At 73.9% G+C, this 19,862-nt stretch carries 21 protein-coding genes; 13 read left to right on the forward strand and 8 right to left on the reverse strand.

Annotated elements, in window-relative coordinates; all coding sequences use genetic code 11:
- Nucleotides 1–166, forward strand: a 166-nt coding sequence (locus tag IE312_RS41790; protein WP_229900424.1) for a TetR-like C-terminal domain-containing protein, incomplete at its 5' end; no start/stop codon positions are given.
- A gap of 23 nt (nucleotides 167–189) precedes the next feature.
- The gene (locus tag IE312_RS25510; protein WP_189984714.1) at nucleotides 190–1,359 is read left to right on the forward strand and encodes a GDSL-type esterase/lipase family protein; all 1,170 of its coding nucleotides are present in this window, start codon (nucleotides 190–192) and stop codon (nucleotides 1,357–1,359) included.
- A gap of 33 nt (nucleotides 1,360–1,392) precedes the next feature.
- Here IE312_RS25510 and IE312_RS25515 read toward each other — a convergent pair whose 3' ends face one another.
- Together IE312_RS25515 and IE312_RS25520 are read right to left on the reverse strand one after the other, a co-directional pair.
- Nucleotides 1,393–2,064 carry a class F sortase gene (locus IE312_RS25515; protein ID WP_189984662.1) on the reverse strand — a complete coding sequence of 224 codons (672 nt, stop codon included), beginning with the start codon at nucleotides 2,062–2,064 and terminating at the stop codon, nucleotides 1,393–1,395.
- Nucleotides 2,065–2,213: 149 nt separating this feature from the next.
- Entirely contained in the window at nucleotides 2,214–2,825 is a 612-nt protein-coding gene (locus IE312_RS25520; protein ID WP_189984663.1) for a hypothetical protein, read from the reverse strand.
- A gap of 284 nt (nucleotides 2,826–3,109) precedes the next feature.
- Between IE312_RS25520 and IE312_RS25525 the strand changes: the two genes are divergently transcribed.
- Complete coding sequence (locus tag IE312_RS25525) at nucleotides 3,110–3,994, forward strand: SCO6745 family protein (protein ID WP_189984664.1); 885 nt, start codon at nucleotides 3,110–3,112, stop codon at nucleotides 3,992–3,994.
- Nucleotides 3,995–4,121: 127 nt separating this feature from the next.
- Here IE312_RS25525 and IE312_RS25530 read toward each other — a convergent pair whose 3' ends face one another.
- Nucleotides 4,122–5,384: a cytochrome P450 gene (locus IE312_RS25530; RefSeq protein ID WP_189984665.1), complete on the reverse strand. Its 1,263-nt coding sequence runs from the start codon at nucleotides 5,382–5,384 to the stop codon at nucleotides 4,122–4,124.
- Nucleotides 5,381–6,091, reverse strand: coding sequence for a cyclodityrosine synthase (locus IE312_RS25535; RefSeq protein WP_229900417.1), 711 nt, complete (start codon nucleotides 6,089–6,091; stop codon nucleotides 5,381–5,383). Before IE312_RS25535 ends, IE312_RS25530 begins: the two co-directional genes overlap by 4 nt.
- Before the next feature lie 189 nt (nucleotides 6,092–6,280).
- Here IE312_RS25535 and IE312_RS25540 point away from each other — a divergent pair, with 189 nt between their 5' ends.
- The 4 genes from IE312_RS25540 to IE312_RS25555 all read left to right on the forward strand — a co-directional run bounded on the left by IE312_RS25540 (nucleotide 6,281) and on the right by IE312_RS25555 (nucleotide 9,422).
- On the forward strand, nucleotides 6,281–7,147 hold the full coding sequence (locus IE312_RS25540) for a fructosamine kinase family protein (RefSeq protein WP_189984666.1): 867 nt from the start codon (nucleotides 6,281–6,283) through the stop codon (nucleotides 7,145–7,147).
- Nucleotides 7,148–7,247: 100 nt separating this feature from the next.
- Nucleotides 7,248–7,439 (forward strand): putative ATP-grasp-modified RiPP, encoded by a 192-nt coding sequence (tgmA, locus tag IE312_RS25545; protein ID WP_189984667.1) that lies wholly within the window; start codon nucleotides 7,248–7,250, stop codon nucleotides 7,437–7,439.
- Nucleotides 7,440–7,457: 18 nt separating this feature from the next.
- Complete coding sequence (tgmB, locus tag IE312_RS25550) at nucleotides 7,458–8,441, forward strand: ATP-grasp ribosomal peptide maturase (RefSeq protein ID WP_189984668.1); 984 nt, start codon at nucleotides 7,458–7,460, stop codon at nucleotides 8,439–8,441.
- Nucleotides 8,442–8,534: 93 nt separating this feature from the next.
- Nucleotides 8,535–9,422: a Gfo/Idh/MocA family protein gene (locus IE312_RS25555; protein ID WP_189984669.1), complete on the forward strand. Its 888-nt coding sequence runs from the start codon at nucleotides 8,535–8,537 to the stop codon at nucleotides 9,420–9,422.
- A gap of 276 nt (nucleotides 9,423–9,698) precedes the next feature.
- On the opposite strand, the gene IE312_RS25560 is transcribed toward IE312_RS25555, so the two are convergent.
- Nucleotides 9,699–10,607: a GNAT family N-acetyltransferase gene (locus IE312_RS25560; protein WP_189984670.1), complete on the reverse strand. Its 909-nt coding sequence runs from the start codon at nucleotides 10,605–10,607 to the stop codon at nucleotides 9,699–9,701.
- Nucleotides 10,608–10,875: 268 nt separating this feature from the next.
- Here IE312_RS25560 and IE312_RS25565 point away from each other — a divergent pair, with 268 nt between their 5' ends.
- Nucleotides 10,876–11,982, forward strand: coding sequence for a PP2C family protein-serine/threonine phosphatase (locus tag IE312_RS25565; RefSeq protein WP_189984671.1), 1,107 nt, complete (start codon nucleotides 10,876–10,878; stop codon nucleotides 11,980–11,982).
- Nucleotides 11,983–11,995: 13 nt separating this feature from the next.
- Here IE312_RS25565 and IE312_RS25570 read toward each other — a convergent pair whose 3' ends face one another.
- Nucleotides 11,996–12,436 (reverse strand): Lrp/AsnC family transcriptional regulator, encoded by a 441-nt coding sequence (locus tag IE312_RS25570; protein WP_189984716.1) that lies wholly within the window; start codon nucleotides 12,434–12,436, stop codon nucleotides 11,996–11,998.
- 38 nt (nucleotides 12,437–12,474) lie between these two features.
- Nucleotides 12,475–13,824 carry a transaminase gene (locus IE312_RS25575; RefSeq protein WP_189984672.1) on the reverse strand — a complete coding sequence of 450 codons (1,350 nt, stop codon included), beginning with the start codon at nucleotides 13,822–13,824 and terminating at the stop codon, nucleotides 12,475–12,477.
- Nucleotides 13,825–14,161: 337 nt separating this feature from the next.
- Here IE312_RS25575 and IE312_RS25580 point away from each other — a divergent pair, with 337 nt between their 5' ends.
- A complete protein-coding gene (locus IE312_RS25580) occupies nucleotides 14,162–14,629 on the forward strand; it encodes a hypothetical protein (protein WP_189984673.1) in 468 nt (155 codons plus the stop codon).
- Nucleotides 14,630–14,633: 4 nt separating this feature from the next.
- Here IE312_RS25580 and IE312_RS25585 read toward each other — a convergent pair whose 3' ends face one another.
- A complete protein-coding gene (locus tag IE312_RS25585; RefSeq protein ID WP_229900418.1) occupies nucleotides 14,634–14,852 on the reverse strand; it encodes a hypothetical protein in 219 nt (72 codons plus the stop codon).
- 328 nt (nucleotides 14,853–15,180) lie between these two features.
- Here IE312_RS25585 and IE312_RS25590 point away from each other — a divergent pair, with 328 nt between their 5' ends.
- The 4 genes from IE312_RS25590 to IE312_RS25605 all read left to right on the forward strand — a co-directional run bounded on the left by IE312_RS25590 (nucleotide 15,181) and on the right by IE312_RS25605 (nucleotide 19,728).
- A complete protein-coding gene (locus tag IE312_RS25590; RefSeq protein ID WP_189984674.1) occupies nucleotides 15,181–16,413 on the forward strand; it encodes a serine hydrolase domain-containing protein in 1,233 nt (410 codons plus the stop codon).
- A 116-nt stretch (nucleotides 16,414–16,529) separates the two neighbouring features.
- A complete protein-coding gene (locus IE312_RS25595; RefSeq protein ID WP_189984675.1) occupies nucleotides 16,530–17,762 on the forward strand; it encodes a cytochrome P450 family protein in 1,233 nt (410 codons plus the stop codon).
- A gap of 366 nt (nucleotides 17,763–18,128) precedes the next feature.
- Nucleotides 18,129–18,749, forward strand: coding sequence for an L-threonylcarbamoyladenylate synthase (locus IE312_RS25600; RefSeq protein WP_189984676.1), 621 nt, complete (start codon nucleotides 18,129–18,131; stop codon nucleotides 18,747–18,749).
- A 223-nt stretch (nucleotides 18,750–18,972) separates the two neighbouring features.
- A complete protein-coding gene (locus tag IE312_RS25605) occupies nucleotides 18,973–19,728 on the forward strand; it encodes a dienelactone hydrolase family protein (RefSeq protein WP_189984677.1) in 756 nt (251 codons plus the stop codon).
- The last annotated feature ends 134 nt before the right edge of the window (nucleotides 19,729–19,862 follow it).

Here is a 19,862-nt window from a genome sequence, read left to right on the forward strand (position 1 = left end):
GGACCAGACGCACGCGGTCCGCCTCCTCGGCAGCGTCTTCCACGGCTACGTCAGCCTGGAGACGGCCGGCGGCTTCAGCCACAGCGCGCCCGACTCGCAGGAGTCGTGGACCCGGATCCTGGACGCCCTCGACTCCCTGCTGCGCAACTGGCCCGCCCACCCCTGAGCCCCCGGACGCAGGCAGACATGATGCACACCACCCCCCTCACGGCCGCCCTGATACGCGGCGCCCTCGAACTGGAGCGCACCGCGCACGGGCTGCTGCCGCACCGGCTGACCGCCCGGGCCCGTGCCCAGTGCGCCGACCCGCAGCTGGCCCTGGCGGAATCCCAGCCCGCCGGCGTACGCCTGGTCTTCCGCACCCGCGCCACCACCGTCGAGCTGGACACCCTGCCGACCAAGCGCGTGTACACCGGCGCACCGCCCCGCCCGGACGGTGTGTACGACCTGGTCGTCGACGGCCGCCCGGCCGGCAGCGCCTCCCTCGCCGCGGGCAACACCCTCACCATCGACCTGGGCACCGGCTCGGCCCGCCACCGGCCCGGGCCGGTGGGCACCGTGCGGTTCGCCGGCCTGCCGGACTCCGCCAAGGACGTGGAGATCTGGCTGCCGCACAACGAGGTGACCGAACTCGTCGCGCTGCGCACCGACGCCCCCGTCGAGCGCGTACCGGACCGCGGCCGCCGGGTGTGGCTGCACCACGGCAGTTCGATCAGCCACGGCTCCGACGCGGCCACGCCCACCACCACCTGGCCGGCGCTCGCCGCGTCCCTGGGCGGTGTCGAGCTGGTCAACCTCGGACTGGGCGGCAGCGCGCTGCTCGACCCGTTCACCGCCCGCGTGCTGCGCGACACGCCCGCCGACCTGATCAGCGTCAAGCTCGGCATCAACCTGGTCAACACCGACCTGATGCGGCTGCGCGCGTTCGGCCCCGCGGTGCACGGCTTCCTCGACACCGTCCGCGAGGGCCACCCCGACACCCCGCTGCTCGTCGTCTCCCCGGTCCTGTGCCCGCTGCACGAGGACACGCCCGGCCCCACCGCCATGGACCTGGCGGCACTGGGCGAGGGGCGGCTGCGGTACCGGGCCACCGGGGATCCGGCCGAGCGGGCTGCGGGGAAGCTGACCCTGGAGGTCGTCCGGCAGGAGCTGGCCCGGATCGTGTCCGAGCGGGCGGCCGACGACCCGGCCCTGCACCACCTGGACGGCCGGGAACTGTACGGCGAGGCCGACTTCGCCGAACTGCCGTTGCCCGACGGCCTGCACCCGGACACCGCGGGCCACCGCCGGATCGGTGAACGGTTCGCGGCGCTGGCGTTCGCCCCGGACGGCCCCTTCGCCGGCCGCTCCCCCGCCTGACCCGGCTCCCCCGCCCGGCCGGGCCCCGGCGGCTCACACCAGGTGGGCGAAGACGACCAGGTTGTCGGTGTAGTCCCGCACCGTGCGGTCGTAGTCCCCGGCACAGGTGATCAGCCGGACCTCCGGCCGCGCGGCGTCCGCGTACACCCGCTTGCTGGGGAAGTCGTCCTTGGGGTAGGTCTCGGCGTTGTCCACTTCGAACTCCGCCGTGCGCCCGTCGGCCCGTTCCACGGAGAACCGGTCGCCGCGCTCCAGCTCGTAGAGGTCGGCGAAGACGGCCGCGGACGTCACCGTGTCGACGTGGCCCGCGATGATCGCGGTGCCCTCCTCGCCGGGCGAGACGCCGTCGGCGTACCAGCCGACGAGGTTGGTGTCGGCGGCGGGCGGCGGCTGCAACTGGCCCGTGGCCCCGATGGACAGAGTGGTGAAGGGGGCGTCCACGGAGATCTTCGGGATGAGCAGCCGGGTGGGTTCGGACCGGGGCAGCGACTCGCCCGCGTCCACCGGGTCGGCCGGCGCGGCGGCTCCGGTTCCCGAGACCCGGGGAGCCTGCGGTGTGTCGACCGGCTGGTGATGACCGCCGAAGACGGTGACGGCGAGGAACACGGCCGCCGCGCCCCACAGCGTCAGCCGCCCGCCACGGCCGGCGGGCCGCTCGTCCGCCGCCGGTCCCGAGGGGGGCGGGGAGGAGGGAACTGCTGCCATCGGACACCACCTCGCTCAACAGGACAGCACGGGAGTCGGGACGGACCGGGACGCCGCGGGGGCCGGTGTCCTGGGCGGGGCGCAGGGGGCGCGGGCCGCCGACGCGGTGCGCGCCGACGGCGTCCGCAGCCCCTGGGCGCACCGGCCCGTCAGGACGCCGGCTCGGCGGCCTTCTTGCGGCGCAGCGCGTACGCGCCGGCGGCGCCTACGGCGAGCACGGCGAGACCGCCCGCGGTGACACCCGGCGTGGCGAGCGCGCCGCCGCCGGTGTGCATGCCACCGCGCGGCTTCTCCTGGTCGTCACCCCACTCGCTCTTCTCTCCCTTGTCACCCTTGCCGCCCTTGTCCCCCCTGTCGCCCTTGTCGCCCTTGTCGCCCTTGCCGCCCCTCTCGCTCTCGTCGTCCTGGCCCTCCTCGCTGTCGCCACCCTTGTCCTTGTAGCTCTCCGGGTCGAAACGGCTGTCGCCGCCCGAGCCCCAGCCGCCGCGCACCGCGGCGAGGGCTCCGCCACCCGTGTGCATTCCGCCGCGCGGCCCGTCGTGTTCTTCTCCTGAGTCGCGTTTGTTGCCGTAGTCCTTTTCGTGATCGCTGCCGGACCCCTTCTCCTCGCGGTCGGAGTCGCTGTCGTGCTCCTTGCTGTACGAGGAGTCGTCCCGGCCGCTGTCGCGCTCGGCCGGTACGGCGAACGCGGCGCCGGGTGTGGCGAAGGCCAGGGCGGCGGCGGCAGCCGCCGTCGCCAGGAACATGCGGGCAGAGCGCATAGTGATGTCCTTCCGCCGTGACCGGGCAGCGGATACCTCATCAGCTGGGTGGACCCGGCCTCGACATGAACCACCGTCAGTGAGGGCCCCGAGTCCCACCATCCGAGCCGCCCAGCCGGGTCACCACGCCACCCGTCTGCCCCAGCGCGGCGGGCCGCGGACCCCTCGTACGGGCCAATCGCCGAAGCGGCCGTACGACGGCGTCGACGCCCCCTTGTTATGACGGCTGTCATAACGCAGGCTGGTGCCGACAGCACGACAGGCGGGCGCGGCGGGAGGAAACAGTGGCGGACGGAATGGCCCGGTCCCTGTGGGAGCGGTACGAACCGGTGCACCAGCTCGTCTATTTCGCGCCGGAGGCACACCGGGCGGCGGCGGGGCTCGGACTGCGCGGGTTCTGGATGGGCTACTTCGCGCTGCGCGCGGCCCCGCTCGGCGCGGTGCCCCCGTCCGTGGTGACGGCCGGCTTCTACGTCTTCCATCCCGCGCGGGTGACCCGGGCGCTGCCGGACGCCTGGGCGTACGCCGCTCCGGCGGACGTGCTCGCGGCCCGCCAGGAGGCCATGGACGCGGCGGCGACCCGGCTGTTCGGTACGGACACCGTCGGGTCGGCCGCGTTCACCGAGGCCGCGGACCTCGCCTGGGAGGCCGCCGCGGGCGCGGACACCACGGGCCGGGTGCTGGGCGCGGCCAACCAGGCGCTGGAGCGTCCGGACCGGCCCGCCGCCCGCCTGTGGCAGGCCCTGACGACCCTGCGCGAGCACCGGGGCGACTCCCATGTGGCGGTGCTGGTCGGCCTGGGGATCGGGCCGGTCGAGGCCATGGTGCTCAAGGCGGCGGCCGGCGAGTCCGACGGGGCCTTCCTGCGCGAGACGCGGCAGTGGCCGGAGGAGGAGTGGGCGGCGGCCGTGACACGGCTGCGCGCGGACGGCCGGCTCGCGGCGGACGGTGCGCTCACGCCCTCCGGTGCGGCCCTGCGCGCGGAGGCCGAGGCGCGCACGGACGCGGCGGCCGAGGGGCCGTGGAGCACCCTGGGGTCCGAGCGGAGCGGGCGCCTGGCCACGCTGCTGGAACCACTGGCCCGCACGGTCGGCGAGTCGGGGCTGCTGCCGCCCGGGAACCCGGTGGGGCTGACCGGGGGGACGTACCCGGGGGGCGGGATCCGGTAGGGCCGAACGGAAGGTCGTAGGCGTGCGGCGGGAGGGCAGGTGGGCCGCCGGGGGTGCCCGGTGAAGGATGCCGGCGCCCGGGGCCCCCGTCCGGGAGGACGGGGGTGCCGTAGGGGGGTGGGGCGGGCTACCAGGTCACCGGCAGGCGTTCGGGGATGCGCTTCATGAATCCCGTGCGCCACACGAGTTGGCTCGCCGGAACCGCGAGGGCGAGGTCCGGCAGCCGGTCGAGCAGGACCTCCAGGGCGATGCGGGCGTGCGCGCGGCCGAGCGCGGTGGCGGGGCAGTAGTGGGCGCCGCCGCCGAAGGAGAGGTGGTCGGCGGTGTTGTCCCGGTGGACGTCGAAGCGGTGCGGGTCGGGGAACTTCTCCGGGTCGAGGTTGGCGCCCTCCACCAGGACGAGGACGAGTTCGCCCGCACGGACGCCCACGTCACCGAGCCGGACGTCCTCCAGGGCCAGGCGGGGCAGGGCGTCGCCGATGGAGAGGTTCACCCGCAGCAGCTCCTCCACGCCCGGACCGATCAGGTCGGGGCGGTCCCGCAGCAGGTCGCGGGCGATGGGGTGGGTGAGCAGGTACACCAGGGCCATGGTGAGGAAGCCCGAGGTGGAGACGACGCCGGCGCCGAACAGGGTGACACCGACGGTGGCCAGCAACTCGTCGCTGAGGTGGGCGTGGTCCGCGTCGTCGCGCAGGGCGGCGAGTTCGCCCATGAGCCCGTGCGTGGCCGGGTCGTCGAGCAGGGCCGCCATCCGGGCGATGTCCCGGTCCCAGTTGAGGCGCGCGCCGGCGACCGGGCACGGGGAGTTCATGAAGGCGATGTCCAGGCTGCGCAGGAAGGCGGGGGCCTCGGTCTGCGGGATGCCGAGGATGCGGCAGTGCATGCCGGCCGAGTACGGCTCGCAGAACGCCCCGCGCAGGTCGGCCGTCGGCCCGTCGGCGACGATGAGGTCCACCAGCCGGTGGGCCTCGGCGCGCAGCCAGTCGGTCAGGCCCGGCGCCTTCGGGTTGAGCGCCTTCATCACCGCGCGGCGCAGGCCCGCCCCGGTGATGTTGCCCATGTTGTTCACCACCTCGGGCGGGATCGTGAGCGCGTACTGACGCGGGACGCCGGGTGCGGAGGTGTCCTTGAGGGAGAACCGGTCGTCCTTGAGCACTTGTGCGCACAGCTCGTAGGAGGACACCAGCCAGGCCTCGTCGCCGGCGATGGTCCGCACGCGGCGCACCGGGGCGGCCTCGCGCAGCTCCGCCACCTCGGGGGGCACCCGGGTGCCGTCCCAGGAGAACGGGAAAGCGGGCAAGGGCGGGTGGCGGTCGGGACGGCCGCCGGGGCGGACGGCGGGACTGACGTCGGCGCTGATGTGGGGGCGGATGCCGGGAGCGGTGGTCATGGTGCGGCTCCTTCCGGGGCGGCGGGGGTGACGATGGCGTGGCCCTGGTTGCGGGAGGCACGCAGGCCGGCGCCGCGGGAGTACAACAGCTCGGCCATCGGCAGGAGTTGGTGGTAGCAGTTGAGCGAGGAGGGCACCTTCAGGATGGCCGGGGTGTCCAGGAACAACGGGGCCTCGGCGCACACGTACGCCAGGCACACGGCGCGCTGCCGCTCGGTCGGCGTCTCGCCGCGTGCCGCGAGGAAACGATTCACCAGGCTCTCGCAGACGGACCGGAAAGCAGCGTCGGAGGCCAGCCGCTCCGTCAGCCGGCGGTGGATCTCCTGATAGGCGGGGTTGGTGCGGAATTCGGACATCGGATGCCAGTCCAGCCGGGCGCCCTCCGGGTCGGCCGCCGACACCGCGTCACGGACCTTGGCCCGCACTCCGCGCAGGTTCTTCACGGCCTTGCGGCGGGCCTCGTCCGGCGGATAGCCGGAGGCCTCGTACATCTCGGCGACGTACAGGTCGGTGTAGACGAAGTCGACCCGGTCGAAGTGGTCCAGCCCCCAGCGGGCGAGGTCGTGCAGGCGCCGGGCGGAGAAGTAACTGTTGCCCGGGGACACACCGATCACGGCGTGGGCGCCCTCGCCGAGGATGACCTCGCAGTGGGAGGTGTACGGCTGGACTTCGAAGACGTCGGCCATCAGCACGGATGCTGTGGTCACGGGGGTGATCCTCCGCCGCGCGCTAGTCCCTTGGGGGCCCTGTGCCCACCGGTGTGGCGACGCGGCGCCCTCACGCTAGCGGTACGGGATCAATACGGGTAGTGACCATCTGGGTTTGGCTGGAAACCGTCGTATCAACGGTCGAAGTGCCCGGCGGGCGGCCGAGATTGCCGGCCGTACCCTGGGGCCGTGGTCAACCGAGACGAGAATCCGGAACAGGTCGCCGCCCGGCTCACCGGGCGGCCGGTCACGGGCGGTCGGCGGGCGTCGGGGTCACCGGCCGAAGTACTGCTGGACGACGGAACGCCGGTCATGGTCAAGCGGGGCGACGGTCCGCGGGCGGTGCGCGCCGAGGTGGCGGGGCTGCGCTGGCTGGCGGACGCCGACGCGGTGCGGGTGCCGGCGGTACTCGGGCACGACGAGCACTGGATGGTGACCGAACGGGTGCCGACCGGCTCCCCCGACCCCACTGCGGCGCTGCATTTCGGCCAATCGTTGGCCGCCCTGCACGCGGCGGGCGCGCCCCACTTCGGGGCACCACCGCCCGACGGCCCGGCCGACGCCTGGATCGGCCGCGCTCCCCTGCGCAACGCCCCGGGCACCGACTGGCCCCGCTGGTACGCCGAGCACCGCGTCCTGCCCTACGTCCGCGACGCCGTCGACAGCGGCACCCTGCGGCCGGCCGAGGCGAGGGTGTTCGAGCAGGTCTGCGCCCGGCTGCCCGAGCTGGCCGGGCCGCCGGAACCACCCGCCCGGCTGCACGGCGACCTGTGGAACGGCAACGTGCTGTGGGGCGCCGACGGCGAGGTACGGCTCATCGACCCGGCCGCGCACGGCGGGCACCGGGAGACCGACCTGGCGATGCTCCGGCTGTTCGGCTGTCCCCACCTGGACCGGGTACTCGCCGGCTATCGGCAGGCGGCACCGCTGGCCGACGGCTGGCGCGACCGGGTGGGGCTGCACCAGCTCTTCCCGCTGCTGGTGCACGCGGTGCTGTTCGGACGGGGATACGCCGAACAGGCCCTGGCGGCGGCCCGGAGCACGCTCGCGGGATGACCCGCCGGGCGACCGCTCCCGACCGCGATCACGGAGCGTGAGGAAACCAATCACCCGTTCGGCTCGTATAAGGACGTGAAAGCCTAATCAGGGAGAGACCATGCAACCGTTCACGCTCAACTACGCGCGCCCCGCTGTGCAGTTGGACGTCACCTCACCGTACGCGTACGACTCCGGACTGCAGTTGAACGTCCTCCCGGACGGGCGGATCGCCGCCACCGACCACGTGACGCTGAGAGCACTGGGAACCACGACCTCGACGGCCGGTTCCAAGACGCACTTCGACGACTGAACCGCGGGCCTTCCACAGATGACCGTGCTCATCCTGACCAGTGAAGAAGACGTGACGGCGGACATGGTGGTCCTCCGGCTGGGCGAGGCCGGTGTGCCCGTCGTCCGGCTCGACCCCGCCGATCTGACGAACGGGGTGGCGCTGTCGGGCGAGTACGTGCAGGGCGCCTGCCGGGGACACCTGTCCGTCGGCGGGCGCCTGGTGAGCATGAACGGCCTGCGCTCCATCTGGGTGCGCAGACCCGGAACCCCGGCCGCCCGCGCCGTCCAGCCTTCCACCTGGCTGACGGAGGAATCGGCGCAGGCGCTCTACGGCATGCTGCGCTGGAGCGACGCCCGCTGGATGAACCATCCGGACGCCGCCCGCCGGGCCCGGCACAAGCCCTGGCAGCTGCACCTGGCCCAGCGCAGCGGCCTGCCGGTGCCGGCCACCCTCATCACCACGTTCCCGCAGGCCGCGCGGCGGTTCGCGGAACGCTTCCCGGACCTGGTGGTCAAGCCCGTGTCGGGCGCGCACCCGCAGGAGCCGCCCCGGGCGGTGCCGACCAGCCGGGTGGCACCGGACGCGGACTTCAGCGCCGTGGCGTTCGGTCCGACCCTGCTGCAACGGCGGGTCGCCAAGCGGGCCGACATCCGGCTCACCGTCGTCGGCGGCACCCTGCTGGCCGCACGCAAGCCCGCCGATCCCGACGCGCACCCCGACGACGTGGACGTGCGGTTCGCCCCGTCGGTCTCCCCCTGGCAGCCCGTCGACGTGCCGCCGCGCGTCGCCGAGGGCGTCCTGCGCTACATGGCGGACGCGGAACTGGCATACGGCGCCTTCGACTTCGCGGAGGACGCCGACGGGATCTGGTGGTTCCTGGAGTGCAACCAGTCCGGCCAGTTCGGCTTCGTGGAGATGGACACCGGCCAGCCGATCGCCGCCGCCATCGCCGACTGGCTCGCGGGGCGGCCCGGCCCGGACGACGGGCGTGCGAACGGCGACCGGAGCGCAGCCTCCTGAGAATGCGGGGAAACGGCACCGGGAACGGCTCGTGGGACGAGACGGACTCGTGGCACGAGAGGGAACGGAACGGCTCGGAGAAGGGAACGCGACATGCGCATCGGACTGCTGGGGACGGGCCCGTGGGCGCGGGCGGCGCACGCGCCCGCCCTCGCCGGGCACACCGGCGTCGACCTCGTCGGGGTGTGGGGCCGCCGGCCCGGCGCGGCCACGGCGCTCGCGGAGCAGTACGGCGTCGCCGCGTACGCCGACGTGGACGCGCTGCTGGCCGACGTGGACGCGGTGGCGGTGGCCCTGCCGCCGTCCGTACAGGCCGAGTTGGCGGTGCGGGCGGCCCGGGCGGGCCGTCATCTGCTGCTGGACAAGCCCCTGGCCCTGTCGGTGGCCGAGGGGCGGGCCGTGACCGAGGCGGTGGAGCGGGCCGGGGTGGCGTCGGTGGTGTTCTTCACGGCGCGCTTCCAGAAGGAGCCTGAGGCATGGATCGAGGAACAGGCCGCCGTCCCGGGCTGGTTCACGGCGCGGGCCCAGTGGCTCGGCGCGGTGTTCACGAGCGACAGCCCGTTCGCGGACTCTCCGTGGCGGCGGGAGAAGGGGGCGCTGTGGGACGTCGGCCCGCACGCCCTGTCGGTGCTGCTGCCGGTGCTCGGTGACGTACGGCAGGTGGTGGCGGCGGTGCACGGTCCGGCGGACACCGTGCACCTGGTGCTCGACCACGCCACCGGTGCGTCGAGCACCCTCACGCTCAGTCTCTCGGCGCCGCCGGCGGCGGCCGGGGCCGACGTGGAGCTGCGCGGCGAGGCCGGGGTGACGGTGCTGCCGGGGAGTTCCGAAGGCGCGGTCCCCGCGCTCGCCCGGGCCGCCGACGCCCTGGTGAGCGCGGTCCGCACGGGCCGGCCGCACTCCTGCGACGCCGCGTTCGGCCTCCGGATCACCGAAATCCTGGCCACGGCCCAGGCCCACCTGACGAGCGGGACGGACTAGGCAGCCTGGGCGGGGGTGACCGGGAGGCGGGGAGGCCGGGAGGCCCCGGGCCGGGAGGCCGGGCGATCGGGCCGGGACGCGGGGGCGGCGGATTCCGTGTCCCGGCCCGACCCCGTTGCCCTCCCCGCAGCCGGCGCTCTTACCCGGTCCGTCGCCCCCCGTGGCCGCGGCCGCCCTCAGCCAGTCCGCCGCCCTCCCCGGGGCGCCGCCGCTCTCCGCCGGGCCGTCTTGCCGGCCCGGTCGTCCGGGGGGCCGGTCGGCCGGTTGCCCTGTCGGTCACCCGGCGTCGGTGCCCTCGTCGGACCAGTACGTCAAGCGTTCCCGTACGACGGGGTAGCCGGCCGTGCTGAAGTGCGCGGCCATCGGGAGGTTGCCCTGGTCGGTGGCGGCGGCGATGAACTCGGCGCCCCGCCGGGCCAGGAAGTGGGTGCACTCGGCGAGCAGGTCGTAGGCGTATCCGTGGCCCCGCTGGTCCGGCACCACGCCGATGAAGCCGACGCACGGCCCGGCGGGGTTGCGTGCCGGGATGTGGATGCCGACCGCCTCGCCCGCCGGTGTGCGCGCGACCTGCCACCACTGCCTGGGTGACGGGAACCAGTGGAAGTCGTCCAGGTCCTCCTGGGCCGCCTGGTCGACGCCGCCCCGCTCGACGGCCCGGCGGGCGTGCGCGTCGAGCGTGGCGGCATTGATGCGGCGCAGGAGGCCGAGGAACACCGTGTCGTCCGGCTCGGCGGTGAAGACCAGGCGGCCGGGCCGCTCGGGCAGGCCCCGGTCCGGCGTCCAGCGGTACAGGTAACGCTCGACCAGGGGCAGGTAGCCGGCTCCGCGTGCGGCGGCGGTGCGGGCGTCCGCCGCGGCGCGCAGGCGCGGGTCGGCCCGATAGCCGGAGGGCAGGTCGAGTTCGAGTTCGTCGGTCCGCCAGGGCGCTGACCGCAGGAGGGCGGCGCCGGCCTCCTCCTCGCCCTCGGCCACGTCGAACCAGTTGATCAGCAGGGGTTCCGGGTCCTCGGGCCGGGCCCACCAGGCGGCGCGCGCCACGGTACGGCCGTCGCGCAGGGCGACGCGCTGCCAGTCGGGGCGGTACCGGGTCAGGCGGTGCCTCTCACCGAGGCGCAGCGGATCGGGCATGGTGTGGAACAGGTGGGCACTGCTCTCGTCGAGCGTGCGGATGACCGGATCGGTCATGGGAATCCTCCGGGATGCGTACGGTGTACGGCGCTCCCGGGCGGATCAGGGGTGACCCGCGCGCGGCACGGGCCGGGGGGAGCGCCGGCGGCTGCTGTCGTGCATGGCGCTCACCTCCTTCTTCCGTCCGGCTGACGTGGTGGGGAGAGAGTAGCGGGCGGCCGAGCGGCGCATCAACCGGTTTTCAGGCGGCGCAGTCACCGGTCTCGGGCGGGAGATCCACCGGCTCTCCGCGCGGGGCCCTCCGTCGGCGGCGTAGCTTGGGGATGTGGCATCGGTGCGCGGCTGGTCGTCGCGCGGGCACCTGGAGGATCGCGGCTGGCTGCGGGGCGCGCCACCGCCGTGGTGGGTCCGGGTGCTGCCGGTGCTGCTGCTGGCGGCCGTCGGCTCGGCCACGCTGGTCACGCCGCACGCGCGGGACCTCGGTTTCCTGCTGGGGGCCATCCCGCCGCTGGCGGTGCTGTCGTACGGCCCGGCGGCGACCGGGGTGCTCGGGGTGGGCGTGGTCGTGATGCTGAACGTGCCGGCCACGCATCTGAACCGCCCGGGCGACACCGATCTGCTCACCATCGTGTTCGTGGCCGCGCTGAGCGTGTTCGTGTCCTACGTGCGCAGTCACCGGGACGCCCAGCTGAACACCGAGCGGGCGATCGGGGAGGCGGTGCAGCGGGCTGTGCTGCCGCCGCTGCCGGAGCGGGTCGGACGGGTCGGCTGCGCGGCCTTCTACCGGCCCGCGCAGGACGGGACGCTGGTCGGCGGCGACTTCTTCGACGTGCGGCACGGCCCGCACGGGGTGCGCGCGGTGATGGGGGACGTGCAGGGTCACGGGCTGTCGGCGGTCGCGACGGTGGTGTCGCTGCTGGGCGCGTTCCGGGAGGCGGCCCTGGACCAGCCCGACCTGGAGTCGGTGGCGGCGCGGCTGGACCGCCGGCTGGCGGTGGACTCGGCGGACGTACGGCACGCGGAGCTCTTCGCGACGGCCCTGCTGGTGGAGTTCACCCCCGGTTCGACCGCGATGCGGGTGGTGGCCTGTGGTCATCCCGCGCCGGTGCTGCTGCACGGGGACCAGGCGCGGGAGGTGGGCGTCGCGCCCGGTCCGCCGCTGGGCATCGGGCTCCTCGGCGTCGACCGGCCGAAGGAGGTCACCGTGCCGCTCGGTCCGGACGACCGGGTCTTCCTGGCCTCCGACGGCGTGTGGGAGGCGCGGGACGCCGCGGGCACCTTCTACCCGCTGCCGGAGCGCCTGGCCGCCCTGGCGCACACCCCGACCGCCGAGCTGCCCGCCGCGGTGTGGGCGGACCTGCTGCGGCGTCACTACGCGGTCCGCGACGACGCGACGATCCTGGTGCTGGCGCCCGCTCCGCCGGACCGCTGACCCCGTCCTGCGGTCAGCCCACGTCCCACAGGAAGCGATGCGTGTGGATGCCGAAGTACGGGAAGGAGCGGATCTCGCGGACGCCCTCGATGGGGCGGACGACGTCGTTGACGAGGTCGAGCAGTGCCTTCGGGCCGGGGGCGACCACCTCGGCGAAGAGGTCGAAGCCGCCGGAGGTGAGCACCGAGTAGACGACCTCGGGGCGCTCGGCGAGGGTGTCGGCGACGGCCCGCGGGTCGCCGTCGACGCCGATGCCGAGCAGCGCCATGGCCTGTCCGCCCATGGCCATCGGGTCGGTGACGCCGACCACCTGCACCGCCTTGGAGTCCAGCAGGCGCTGCAGGCGCTGCCGGGCGGCCGAGGCGGACAGGCCGACCCTGGGGCCGAGGTCGGCGTAGGCGATACGGCCGTCGGTCTGCAGCTCCCGCAGGATGGCGCGGTCGATGTCGTCCATGTCCCTCACGTCTCGCGGCTCCTTCCCCGGGCCTCTGTTCAGCCGGCCAGTTCGGCGAGCGCGGCGGCGAACACCTCGGTGTGCGTGTCGACGTCCTGCTCGGTGGTGTCCGGGCACATCAGCGCCATGTTGTGGAACGGGGTGAGCAGGATGCCACGGTTGGCGAGGTAGAGGTGCAGGAAGTCCTCCAGCTCCGGGTCGGAGGCCGCCGCGGACTCGGTGCCGGTGCGCGGGGCCGGGGAGGTGAAGCGGTACTCGGTGCGCGCGCCGAGCCGGCTGACCGACCAGGGCAGCCCGTGTGCCGCCAGGCCGTCCCGGACGCCCGTCTCGAAGCGCTCGGCGAGGGTGCCCATACGGGCGAACGCCTCGCCGGTCAGCACGTGTTCGAGGGTGGCGCGGGTGGCCGCGACCGACAGGGCGTTGCCGGCGAGGGTGCCGCCCACGCCGCCCATGTCGACGAGGTCCAGGTCGCCGCGGGCCAGCAGCCGCTCGGCCAGTTCGGCGGAGAGCCCGTAGGCGCCGGCCGGGATGCCGCCGCCGATGGCCTTGCCGATGGTGAGCAGGTCGGGCGCCAGGTCCCAGGCGCCGGTGCAGCCGCCGGGGCCGGCGGAGAAGGTGTGCGTCTCGTCGTTGACGAGGAGGGTGCCGTACTGCCGGGTCAGTTCGCGGACGCCCGTGAGGTAGCCGGGTTCGGGGAGCACGATGCCGATGTTGGTGAGGGCCGGTTCCATGAGCACGGCGGCGACGTCGCCGTGGGCCAGCTCCCGCTCCAGCCCGGCGAGGTCGTTGAACTCGGCGACCCTGCTGGTCAGCGTCACGTCGCAGGGTGCGCCGACGTTGCCGGGCCGGGGCGCCCCGGGGCCGTCGGGAGTGGTGACGATGAGCGACTCGTCCACGCTGCCGTGGTAGCAGTAGCTGTTGACGAGGATCTTCGGCCGGCCGGTGACGGCGCGGGCGAGCCGGATCGCCCAGCGGTTGGCGTCGGTGGCGGTGAGCGAGAAGCTCCAGCGGGCGAGCCCGAAACGGCGGGTCAGCTCGGCGCCGACCCATTCGGCGTCCTCGGTGGGCAGCATGGCGGTGGCCCCGCCCAGTTCGGCGTACCGGCGGTGCACCGCCTCGGCGACGGGCGCGGGCGAGTGGCCGGCCATCGCACCGGTGTCGCCGAGGCAGAAGTCGACGTACGTGTGGCCGTCGACGTCGGTGACGCGGGCGCCCCGTGCCTCGGCCAGGTACCGCGGGAAGCCGCCGGCGGTCTTGTTCATCCAGGTCATCGGCACCCGGCCGAAGAGGTGGTCGGCGCGTGCGTAGGCCGCCCGGGAACGCGGGTTCCGGCGTTCGGCCTCGGCGCTCTCGCGGGCGAGGAGGGCGTGCAGACGGGCGCGGTCCATGGGACACCTCGACGGGCAGGCGACGGAATGCGATGAGCGTACGACCGAAACCTGGATCCCTGCAATGGATGGCAATTGATTCGATCGTTGCCACAGTCGAATCAAGCGTCTGTCCGGTGATCCGGCACGGACGGGTGGCGCACTCCCCTCGCCAACTGACGAACCGGTACGCGGAGTTCGAACGTCCCGACTCAAACGCCAGGGTTCGCCACCCCTTCCGTCACGTAGAAATATCTACAACGATGCATATGCCGGGTTGGCGCACGGAAGCGCGAAGTGCCCGGTCACGGCCGTTCCCTGCGCTGGGGCGGGCGAGCGAGGAGACCCGGAGCAGTGCATGACGAACACGATGTGGATGCGGGGCGTGGAGTGGCTGGCCGCGGCGTCGGCCGACCCGCGCGCCTGCAAATGGGAATGGGACCACGGGGAGGGTTTCGCACTGCTGGAGGCGGGACGCTTCTGGGACGTGCTGAGCGTCCCGGACCGGCTGGGCCTGCTGACCCTGGACCTGCTGTGGCGTCCGGCCCTTCCGGTGCCCGGGCCGACGCTGGTGGACACGGCGGCGGGCCGGGTCGGCTTCTTCCTGCCGCCGGACCCGTCCGGGGGCTGGGTGGGCGCGGGGCTGCGCTACGCGACGAAGGGCTCCTGGGTCGCGGTACCGCCGCCGTACCGGTCCGCCCGCTCCCTGGAGTGGCTCGTCCCGCCCGACGGCACCGGGATGCTCCACGCACCCGGGCCCCTGGAGGACGCGTTGCAGCAGGCCAACGGCACATTGGCGGTGCTCGCGCCGCTGTGCGGGCGATGACGGGTCACAGCCGGCCGGGCTCGTGCCGGGCGTCCGGGAGGAGGCCGGAGAGGGCGGGGAGGACGGACCACGGTTCGTCGGGCTCCGCGGGGACGGTCCGTCCCTGCGCCCGCCACTCGGCGACGAGCCCGGCGTAGATCGGCTCGCGCGTGCGATCCACCCGGCGCAGCCCGCGCATCCGGTCCATGCGCTCCATCCGGTCCATCCAGTCCAAGCGATCCATGCCGGGGCAACGTCCGGCGCCCACGACCGGTACGCCCCGCACCGCCCGCTCACCGGGTCGGGTGAGCCCGTCCCCCGAACGTGGTGTTCCACCCGTCGGACAAGCATTCCGCTCCGGTCGGAGGAGGGGTGGGTGACCCGGACCGGCACCGGGACGCCGGAAGCCCGCCTCGCCCCCTGCCGGCGCGCGTCCCGCGCGGCCCGCTCCTATCCTGGGAAGGTCCTGCCGGAAAGGGCCTGCTCGGAGGGCCTGTGAGGGCCCGCGGGCACAGGGTCCGGCCCGGCGTCCGCCCCGCGCACGGCCGCCGCCACGCGCTTGGAGGCAGCCCATGTCGCCCACGTCCGTACGCCTGCGCCGGGGAGCCTTGGTCGCCGTCCTGGCCGGCACGCTGTTCGCGCCGGTCACGGCAGGGGCGGCGCCGGCCGGCGTACCGGCGGTGTCCGCCGCCCCGCCCAGCCCGTCGCCGTCGGACGTCCGCCCCCTCTCCCCCGACGTGACGCGCCGACTCGACGCGTCCGTACAACGGGTGATGCGCGAGGCGGACGTACCGGGCGTGACCGTCGGCGTCTGGACGCCGGGACAGCCCGACTACGTCCGTTCGTTCGGCGTCGCCGACAGGGCGACCGGCCGGAGGATGACCCCGGACCTGTACATGCGCATCGGCAGCGAGACCAAGACGTTCACCGTGACGGCGCTGCTGCAACTCGTGGACCGGGGGAAGGTCGGCCTCGACGACACGATCGACAGGTACGTCCACGGCGTACCGAACGGCCACGAGATCACGCTGCGCCAGCTGGCCGGCATGCGCAGCGGGCTGTTCAACTACTCCGAGGACGACGGCTTCTTCAAGGCGCTCACCTCCGACCCCCGGCGCCCCTTCACCCCGCAGCAGCTGCTCGCCTACTCCTTCCGCCACCCGGTGCTGTTCCGGCCCGGCCAGAAATTCTCCTACTGCAACACCAACCTCATCCTGCTCGGCCTGGTGGTGGAGAAGGTGAGCGGTCAGCGGCTCGCGGACTACCTCCAGCAGCACATTCTCGGCCCGGCCGGCCTGAAGGACACGTCCCTGCCGAGCGGCAGCCGGTTCCCGCGCCCGCACGCACAGGGCTACACCGACCAGACGGCGGACGGGAAGGTCGCCGAGACCGCCGGCTGGAACCCGTCCTGGGGCTGGGCGGCCGGGGCGATGGTCTCCACCTTGGACGACCTGCGCGTCTGGGCCCCCACGGTGGCGACCGGCCGGCTGCCCGACGGCAAGCGGATGATCAGCCCCGCCACGCAGCGGCAGCGCCTCGTCACGCCGGCGACGCCGATCCCCGGTGTCGGGTACGGGCTGGGCATCTTCGACGTGCACGGCTGGATCGGCCACAACGGCTCCCTGCCCGGCTACGAATCGCTGACCATCTACTTCCCGGCGACCCGGACCAGCGTCGTCGTGGTCCTCAACACCGACATCGGCCACGACGGCGAGGAGCCCAGCACCCTCTTCGGCCAGGCGATCACCCGGATCGTCTCCCCGCGGCACGTGTTCGACCTGCCGGCCGAACCGGCGGCCAGGTGAGGCGCCGACTCGGCCGGTTTTCAGCCCACTTGGGGAGGCACCGCTGTGCGCACAGTCGCTGACACGGTGTAATGGACGGCATCGACTCGTGAGAGGCCGACCGTCTGGAGACCGTCGTGACCGTCACCGACCGTATCGCCCTGGACCCCTTCGGCTCCGACATCGTGAGCGAGAGCGCCCGGCTGCGCGCGCTCGGCCCCGTCGTCCCCGTGGAACTGCCCGGCGGCATCCCCGCCTGGGCGCCCACGCGGTACGACACCCTGAGGGAGCTGATCCTCGATCCGCGCGTCAGCAAGGACGCGCGTCTGCACTGGCGGCTGTGGCCGGATCTGGACCGGCACCCGTCCTGGCACTGGATGGCGAACTGGGTGGGCGTGGTCAACATGCTCACCACCTACGGGGCCGACCACATCCGGCTGCGCAAGCTGGTGGCGCCGAGCTTCACCCGCCGGCGCACCGAGGCGATGCGGCCCCGCGTGGCCGCCCTGACGGCCGAGTTGCTGTCCGCGCTGGAGGCGGAGGGCGCCGACGGCCGCGCGGTCGACCTGCGGACCGGGCTCGCACACCCGCTGCCGATGCGGATGATCTGCGAACTGCTCGGGGTGCCGGAGGAGTTGCGGCCCGACGCGGCCCGGCTCATCGCCGACATCATGGACACCTCCGATCCGGACCCCGCCTACGCGGCGTCGGTGCACGAGCGGATCGGCGTGGTGCTCGGGGCGCTGATCGAGCACCGGCGGGCGCAGCCCGGCGACGACATCACCACGGAACTGATCCGGGTGCGGGACGAGGACGGCGACCGGCTCTCCGACGAGGAACTGCTGCACACGCTGCTGCTGGTGGTCGGCGCCGGGTTCGAGACCACCGTCAACCTCATCGGCAACGCCGTGGTCGCGCTGCTCACCGGCCCGGAGCAACTGGCGGCGGTGCGTGCGGGAGTCATCGGCTGGGAGGCCGTGGTGGAGGAGACGCTGCGGGTGCATCCGTCCGTCGCCGCGCTGCCGCTGCGGTTCGCGGTGACGGAGCTGACGGTGGGGGGCGTGACGATCCCCGCGGGGGACGCCATCATCACGACGTACGCCGCCGCGGGCCTCGACCCGGCGCGCTACGGCCCCGACGCCGCCGTCTTCGACGCGGCCCGGGCGGCCGACGACCATCTCGCGTTCGGCATCGGTGCGCACCGTTGTATCGGCGCACCGCTGGCCCGCCTGGAGGCACTGACCGCGCTGCCGGCCCTGTTCTCCCGCTTTCCCGCGATGCGACTGGCCGTTCCGGCCGGCGACCTGTCGCCGGTGCCGTCGTTCATCTCCCATGGCTGGCGGGAGATCCCGGTGCGGCTGGAGGGCTGAGTCCCGGGAGGCGGGGAGGGGAGTGACCGGCGGACGTGGCTCCGCCGGCGGCCTGGGGGGGGGATCGGCCGCCGGCGGAGATGCCGCGCCCGGGGCGGGGGGAGGGCCCCGGGCGGCTCACAGGTCGTTTGCCCGGGAATCCGGGACGTACACCGTCGTGATCCAGCCGAACCGGCCATCGGCATCCAGTACCCCGACGGCGAGGTCCGGCCTGGTGAGGCGGGGTTCGGCGGGGTGGCCGGACTTCGGAGGCATGGCATATATCCAGCCAACCCGACGAGGGTCGACCGAGGACGCACCTCCGGGGAAGAGCGTCGGAGCACGGGGCCGCGCGCCTCGCGGCTGCGGACGGCATAAGCTCGGCGGATGGCGAAGTACTTCGACGTGCACCCCGACAACCCGCAGGCGCGCAGCATCGGCCAGGTCGCCGACGCGGTCCGTTCGGGGGCGCTCATCGCATACCCGACGGACTCCTGTTACGCGCTCGGCTGCCGGCTGGGCAGCCGGGACGGGATGGACCGGATCCGCTCCATCCGCCGGCTGGACGACCGGCACCACTTCACGCTGATGTGCCGGGACTTCGCGCAGCTCGGCCAGTTCGTCCGGGTGGACAACGACGTGTTCCGGGCGGTGAAGGCGTCGACGCCGGGCAGCTACACGTTCATCCTGCCGGCCACCCGCGAGGTGCCGCGCATGCTCCAGCACCCGAAGAAGAAGACCGTGGGCGTGCGCATCCCGGACCACGTGGTCACCCAGGCGCTGCTGGCGGAGCTGGGCGAGCCGCTGGTGTCCAGCACGCTGCTGCTGCCGGACGAGGAGGAGCCGATGACCCAGGGGTGGGAGATCAAGGACCGGCTCGACCACGTGGTGGACGCGGTCGTCGACTCCGGGGACTGCGGCACCGAGCCGACGACGGTGGTCGACTTCTCCAGCGGGGAGGCGGAGATCGTGCGGCGGGGCGCGGGCGACACCGACCGCTTCGAGTGAACCGGCCGGCCGAGTGCGCGAGGCACCACGGGAGACCGGCGCCGGCCCGCCGCCCGGTTCGGGAGGTGAGCGCCGTACCGCTGTCCGCACCGCGGCCACCGCGGTGACCAGGCGGTATGCCGACTGCGCTGGTCCCTGCGGGGCGTGGCAGCATGGCCGTAGCCGCGGCGTGGGACAGGTGCCCGCCGCCCGCCGCCCATCTCCGAGGGAGGGCCTTCTCACGATGACCGATGTCCAGGCGACCGCCGTCGACGTCCCCACCGAGGACGGCGTCGCCGACGCCTACCTCGCCCACCCGGCCGACGGCCGCCCCCGTCCGGCCGTCCTCTTCTACCAGGACGCCTACGGCCTGCGCCCGCACCTGCGCGCGATGGCCGACCGGCTCGCCGGGGCCGGTTACACGGTGCTGGTGCCGAACGTGTTCTACCGCCACGGCCGGGCGCCGGTCGTGGAGCTGCCCGAGTTCATCGACCCGGACGCCGACCCCAGCATCTGGAGGCGGATCGGCCCGGTCCTGGCCTCCCTGACCCCGGACCTGGTCAAGCGGGACGCGGACGGCTATCTGCGGTGGCTGGCCGCCAGTCCGCTCGCGGCCGACGGCCCGGTGGCGGTGACCGGCTACTGCATGGGCAGCCGGCTCGCGCTGTGGACCGCCGGCTCGCACCCGGACCGGGTCGCGGCGGTGGCCGGCTTCCACGGCGGACGGCTGGCCACCGACGACGTGGACAGCCCGCACCTGGAGGCCCGCAACATCACCGCGGAGCTGTACTTCGGGCACGCCGACGCGGACCCGTCGCTCCCTGAGGAGCAGATCGTGCGCTTCGAGGAGGAGCTGACCGCCGCCGGGGTACGGCACACCTGCGAGGTCTATCCCGGCGCCGCGCACGGCTACACCCAGGCGGACACCCCCGCCTACCACCCGGAGGCCGCCGAACGGCACTGGGCGGCACTGCTCGACCTGCTCGATCGCACCTTCTGAGGCCGGCGCCCGGAGCCCCGCCCGAGGGGCGCCGGGGGATCCGGTCCGGGCACGTTCCGTTCGAGACCTCCCGTTCCGGCGACCCGTTCGTCATTTCCTGTTCATGCCATTGACATGAACGCACCGCGGCACGA

The sequence above is a fragment of the Streptomyces capoamus genome (assembly GCF_014654935.1).
Lineage (GTDB): Bacteria > Actinomycetota > Actinomycetes > Streptomycetales > Streptomycetaceae > Streptomyces > Streptomyces capoamus.